5 protein-coding genes are annotated in these 5,435 nt (G+C 75.6%); 1 reads left to right on the top strand and 4 read right to left on the bottom strand.

Translation table 11 applies throughout. The features are described 5' to 3' along the window. From E1300_RS47320 to E1300_RS47310, 3 genes are all read right to left on the bottom strand, one after another. A partial coding sequence (locus E1300_RS47320; protein WP_370786168.1) for a hypothetical protein occupies positions 1-455 on the bottom strand: 455 nt, incomplete at its 3' end. A 763-nt stretch (positions 456-1,218) separates the two neighbouring features. Then, a complete protein-coding gene (locus E1300_RS47315; protein WP_131763798.1) occupies positions 1,219-1,566 on the bottom strand; it encodes a DUF4233 domain-containing protein in 348 nt (115 codons plus the stop codon). A gap of 5 nt (positions 1,567-1,571) precedes the next feature. Beyond that, positions 1,572-2,942, bottom strand: coding sequence for a bifunctional folylpolyglutamate synthase/dihydrofolate synthase (locus E1300_RS47310; protein WP_131763799.1), 1,371 nt, complete (start codon positions 2,940-2,942; stop codon positions 1,572-1,574). Between the two features lie 107 nt (positions 2,943-3,049). Between E1300_RS47310 and E1300_RS47305 the strand changes: the two genes are divergently transcribed. Continuing rightward, positions 3,050-4,300 carry a folylpolyglutamate synthase/dihydrofolate synthase family protein gene (locus tag E1300_RS47305; protein ID WP_131763797.1) on the top strand — a complete coding sequence of 417 codons (1,251 nt, stop codon included), beginning with the start codon at positions 3,050-3,052 and terminating at the stop codon, positions 4,298-4,300. On the opposite strand, the gene E1300_RS47300 is transcribed toward E1300_RS47305, so the two are convergent. Beyond that, positions 4,257-5,264: a hypothetical protein gene (locus tag E1300_RS47300; RefSeq protein ID WP_131763796.1), complete on the bottom strand. Its 1,008-nt coding sequence runs from the start codon at positions 5,262-5,264 to the stop codon at positions 4,257-4,259. The genes E1300_RS47305 and E1300_RS47300 overlap by 44 nt on opposite strands. Positions 5,265-5,435 lie beyond the last annotated feature (171 nt).

Genomic DNA, 5,435 nt, shown 5'->3' with positions numbered 1-5,435 from the left:
GTCCCCGCGGCGGGCAGCGGGACGGCGTGCAGCACCACGGGCATCGCCGCGAGCAGCGCACCCGCGAGGACGCCCGCCCACAGCGCCGAGAGCGCCCGGCTCCCCCGCTCCCACACCAGGACGAGCGACGCGGGCAGCATGAGGCCCGCTCCCACGCCCTGCGCCGCGCGGATCGTCCCGGCGAGCGGCACCGCGGAGGCGAACCGGACGGCGCCGAGCCCGCCGAGCAGGACCAGCGTTCCGGTGGTCAGCACCGAGCCCGCCCGGAACCGGCGCGCGGCGACGGCGGCGAGCGGGACCGTCAGCAGCAGCGCGGGCAGCGCGAGCCCGGTGGCGCGCAGCAGCCCGGCGACCTGGCCGTCCCCGAGCCCGAGCGCCCGCACGGCCGCGGAGATCACGTTGGCGCTGGTGTCAGGGACGACCAGGACGGCGGCGGGCACCGCGGTGACCACCATCAACACCAACGCGAACAAGCCCCAAAGCCCTGCCGTGGGCGTGGGTTCCGGCATGGACGCGGGAGTGGGTCGCTCGTCGGGCCCGTCCTGGCCTGGCTTTCCTGTCGGCGGTTCGGCGGCGTCCAGGTGCTCGCCTCGCGGCGCCGCATCGGCCGTGGACAGGGGCACAGGCCCCGTCGTGAGTGCGGGCGCGGGCTCGTCCGTGGCTGCGGGCGTGGACGCGGGGGTGGGATCCGGGTGCTCGATGTGGCCGTCCGGGCCGGGCATGACGTTGAGCGGTTCGGTCGCGTCCAGGTGCTCGTCTCCCGGCGTTGCGCCGGGCGCGGGCGCGGGATCTGGCGTGAGGGCGGGCGTGGGTTCCGGCGCTGGCGTGGGGTGCTCGGTGTGGCCGTCCTGCCTGGGGTTGTCTTCGGGCGGGGCTGGGCCGTCCGGGCGGGCGTCGCTTGGACGGGCGCCCGGCGGCGCCGCGCCGTCCAGGTGTGCGGTGTCCCGGTGTGCGGCGTCCGGGCGGCTGCTCTCGGGTGGCAGGGCTTCCGCGTGGTCGGGTTCGGGGCGGGCGGCTCTCGCGGATCTCGCTTTCGCGAGGAGGGCTTTCGGGAATGCGGCTTTCAGGGACGCGGGTCGGGGGGACACGGCCTGCTCCTTCGGAGGTCGCCGTTTCGCCGATCCCCTATTTCCCGAAAGGAAACAATGCCCGAATTGGATGAATAGCCGGGGTTAATGGGAATCGGCGAGAACGGATATCGGCGCCGGTCCCGGCAATTTAGCGTGCCCCCGCGCTCTCCGCCTTGCGTCCCATCCAAATCCCGGTCGCCCAAAGCGCCCCGAACACGACGCCGAGGAAGAACATGGTCGGCACCATGAAGCCGGTCGCGACGATCAGCACCTGGAGCACCGAGCCGGCGGCCACCGCCCAGGGGAACCGGAGCAGCCCGGCCATCAGCAGGCAGGCGACCGCGAGGCCGCCGCACACGCCCCCGGCGGTCGCGCCGTCCACGTCCAGGACGGTGATCGCCACGGGGATCGCCAGCGCGATCACGATGGCCTCGCAGGCCAGGACGGTGGCGAGCAGCCTGCGCGCCGGGTTCGCGGTGTTCGCGGGGTGGGCCATGGCCGTCACCGTCCCTCTCCGACGCGCAGCAGCGTCCGCGCGTCCCCGACCGTGACCACCGACCCGGCGATGAGCACGCCCGCGCCCTGGTACTCGCCGGTCTCCTCGGCGAGGCCGATGGCCCGGTCGATGGCGTCGTCGAGGCGGTCCGCGACGTGGACGCGCTCCTCCCCGAAGATCCCCTCGGCCTCCTCGGCCAGTTCCTCGGGCGGCAGGGAGCGCGGCGAGGAGTTGCGGGTCACCACGAGTTCGGCGAGCACGGGTTCGAGCTGGTCGAGGATCCCGGCGACGTCCTTGTCGGCGGCGACGGCGAGCACGCCGACGAGGCGGGTGAAGCCGAACGACTCGGTGATCGTGGCGACGCTCGCGGCCATGCCCGCCGGGTTGTGCGCGGCGTCCAGCAGGATCGTCGGGCCGGTGCGGACGACCTCCAGCCGTCCCGGGGACGCCGACTTGGCGAAGCCGCTGCGGACGAGCGCGGGGTCGAGCTGGTTCTCGGCGCCGCCGATGAACGCGTCGCCGGGGGCGATGCGGGTGGCGGCCTCCAGGTTGGGCTCGCCCCGGGTCGGGGCGCCGCTCGCGAACGCCTCGACGGCGGCGAGGGCGCACGCGGCGTTGCTCGCCTGGTGCTCGCCGAACAGCGGCAGGAAGATCTCGTCGTAGGTGCCGTGCAGGCCGCGCAGGTCGATCTGCTGCCCGCCGACGGCGACGTCCCGGTTGAGCACGCCGAACTCGATGCCCTCGCGGGCGACGGCGGCGCCGGTCTCGACGATCCGCCGCAGCAGCACCTCCGCCGCCTCGACGGGCTGCTGCGACAGGATCGCGACCGCGCCCTGCTTGATGATCCCGGCCTTCTCGCCCGCGATCTCCTCGACGGTGTCGCCGAGGTAGCGGGTGTGGTCGAGCCCGATGGGGGTGACCACGGCGACGACGCCGTCGGCGACGTTCGTGGCGTCCCAGGTGCCGCCCATGCCGACCTCGACGACCGCGACGTCGACCGGGGCGTCCGCGAAGGCCGCGAACGCCATCGCGGTGAGGACCTCGAAGAACGACAGCGGCGTCGGGTGCTTGCCGTCGACGAGCTGGACGTAGGGCAGCACGTCCTCGTACGCCTCGACGAACCGCTCCTCGCTGACCGGCTCCCCGTCGATCGCGATCCGCTCGCGCAGCGTGGTCATCTCCGGGCTGGTGTACAGGCCGGTGCGCAGGCCGCGCTCGCGCAGCAGCGACTCGATGAGCCGCGCGGTGCTGGACTTGCCGTTCGTCCCGGCGACGTGGATGACCGGGTAGGCGCGCTGCGGCTCGCCCAGGACGTCGACGAGGTCGCGGATGCGGTCCAGCGTGGGATCGATCTCCCACTCGACGCCGCGGCTCATGATCGCGCTGACGGCGCCCCGGTAGTCGAGCGGCTCGGTTTCCTGACTCACGATGAGAGCCTACTCGGCGCCGCCCGCCGGCCCGCCCCGCCCCGGACGTTGAAAGCATGGGTCGGGTGGACGCCGCCGAGGTCTTCTACCGGGAATGGGACGCGCGCGCTCCGGGCGCGTCCCGGAGCCTTCCGCGCGCCCGTGCCCTGGCGGAGGTCCTGGGTGTGCTCGCCCCGGGCGTGCCCGTCCTGACGGTCGTCGGGTCGAAGGGCAAGGGCACGGCGGCGACGTACGCGTCGGCGTTCCTGGCGGCGGCGGGCCTGCGGGTCTGCACCGTGACCAGCCCCGGCCTGCGCGACGACCGCGACCGGATCAGGGTCGGCGGACGGGCCGTGTCCGGCGCGGAGCTGGCGTCCCTGGGCGAGCGGCTCGGCCGGGCCGCCGCCGCCCTGCCGCCCGGGAACGGCATGGGCGGCTACCTCTCCCCCGCCGGGCTTTTCACGCTCGCGGGCGTCCTGCACGCCCGGGACGCCGCCGCGGACGTGATCGTTCTGGAGGCGGGCATGGGCGGCCGCTCGGACGAGGTGAGCCTGTTCCCGCCCGAGATCGCCGCGATCACCCCGGTCTTCCGGGAGCACGTCGGCGTGCTCGGCGAGACGGCCGCGGAGATCGCGCTGGAGAAGCTCGGCGTGGCGGGACCGGCGACGCGGGCCGTGCTGTCGGCGCCGCAGTCCGCCGAGGTGGCGGAGGCGCTGGCCGGACGGGTCGAGTACGTCGGGCCTGGCGGCGCCGAAGTGCCGCCCGACCTGCTCCCGGCCGGGCTGGGACGGGTGAGCGCGGAGCTGGGGATCGCCGCGGCCCGCCGCCTCGCGGCCCCACACGCGGGCGAGCCGTCCGCGGAGCGGCTCCATGCGGTGCTGGCGACGGTGACGCTTCCCGGACGGCTGTCCTGGCACGCGGTCCCCGGCACGGCGACCACCCTGCTCGCCGACTCGGCGATCGACCGGACGGGCGTCGCCGCCGCCCTCGCCGCGGCCCGGGACCGCTGGGGGACGATCGACCGTGCCGTCGTCTGCCTGCCCGACCACAAGGACCTGGACGGCGCGGTCGCCGAGCTCGGCGACGTGCCCGTGACGTTCGTCCGGCTGCCGCTGCCGCATCTGCGCTTCACCCGCGCCCTGCCGCCCGGCTGGGACGTCGTCGGCCTGGACGCGGTGACGCCCGCCTCGCTCGGGACGCTCGGGCATCACCTGGTCGTCCTCGGCACCGTCTACTTCGTGGGCCACGTCCTCGGGGTGGTGGGCGCCGACACGCGGCGGCTGTTCAACGCCGAGGCTTCTCCACGTCCTGGCGGACCCGGCGCATGAGGTCGGCCATCAGCGGGACCGGCTCGCCCGGGGTCGACACGTTCGACGCGACGATCCCGTAGGAGTCCTTCGTCGCCCACGCGCAGTACAGGTGGACGTCCGCGAGCACCGCGAACGTGCCGCACAGCGCCCGGCCGCCGCCCGCGCCCGCGTCGGCGTTCTGCCCGGTGACGAACGTGGTCGGGCGGATCTTGCGCAGGAACTCCGCCGGGTCGCCGACCTGGCCCGTCCCGCCCATGAACAGGACATTGACCTCGCCGGTGGGCTGATCGGTGTAGACGGCGGTCCCGTCCTTGGCGGCGGGGATCCCGCCGGCCCGGACCGCCGCCGCGACGAACGGGTACGCCGCGCTCGCGGGCGGGGCGGTGACGCCGTCCTTGCGGAGCCCGCCGGCGATCGCGGCCGTGGCGATCCGCTTGGTGGACGCCTTGGACACCGCCGGGGCCTTCCGGTCCGCGCCGGACCGGAGCACCAGCACCCCCGCGATCAGCAGGGCGAGGAGGCACGCGCCGATGCCCGCGCCGAGCAGCAGGCCGGGGAGGCGCCCGCGCCCGCCCTGCCGGGCCGCCGTACCGGCTCCGTCCTGCCCGGGCATGACGGGGATCGGGCCGGTCCCGTTCGGGAGGGGGTGCCCTCCGGTCCCGTTGGCCGGGCCCGGGCCGGGCATCCGCAGTGGGCCCGTGCCGTTGGCCGAGCCGGGGAGGCGATGCGGGCCCGTCCCGTCCGGGAGGACGTGCGGGCCGGTGCCGTCGGGCAGGACGTGCGGTCCGGTCCCGCCCGGAAGGGCGTGCGGGCCGGTGCCGTCGCCGGGAGCCGACGACCACCACGGGGGCGATCCGCCCCAGGGCTCGGGCGTCGCGACGACCGGACCGCCCGGCGCGCCGTCCTCGGCGGCCTGCTGCCGGTCCAGGTCGTCGCCGGGCGCCGAGCCCGGCGCGTCCGACCGAGGAGGTGAGTCGGCCATTGCACTCCCGATGAGGTTCTCGTCCGCCCGTGAGCCCGCGGATCAGACGGATCGTAGCCGTGCCCGGCCGGGCCGCGCCGACGGTTCGGCCCGGACGGCGCCGAAGATCCGGAACCGGGCGTGCCGGCACGCCGGGGCCGGGCCGCGCGGGCGTCCGGCCGGAGCCGGGCG

It is taken from the genome of Actinomadura fibrosa (assembly GCF_900659615.1).
Taxonomy (GTDB): Bacteria; Actinomycetota; Actinomycetes; order Streptosporangiales; family Streptosporangiaceae; genus Spirillospora; species Spirillospora fibrosa.
The sequence above is the reverse complement of the archived record's forward strand: the minus strand, read 5'-3'. Positions and strand labels throughout refer to the sequence as shown.

Excerpts from the sequence above, each read along its gene's own strand:
- E1300_RS47315 (WP_131763798.1), bottom strand. The coding sequence starts at position 1,566 with ATGGCCCACCCCGCGAACACCGCGAACCCGGCGCGCAGGCTGCTCGCC.
- E1300_RS47310 (WP_131763799.1), bottom strand. The coding sequence starts at position 2,942 with ATGAGCCGCGGCGTCGAGTGGGAGATCGATCCCACGCTGGACCGCATC.
- E1300_RS47305 (WP_131763797.1), top strand. The coding sequence starts at position 3,050 with ATGGGTCGGGTGGACGCCGCCGAGGTCTTCTACCGGGAATGGGACGCG.
- E1300_RS47300 (WP_131763796.1), bottom strand. The coding sequence starts at position 5,264 with ATGGCCGACTCACCTCCTCGGTCGGACGCGCCGGGCTCGGCGCCCGGC.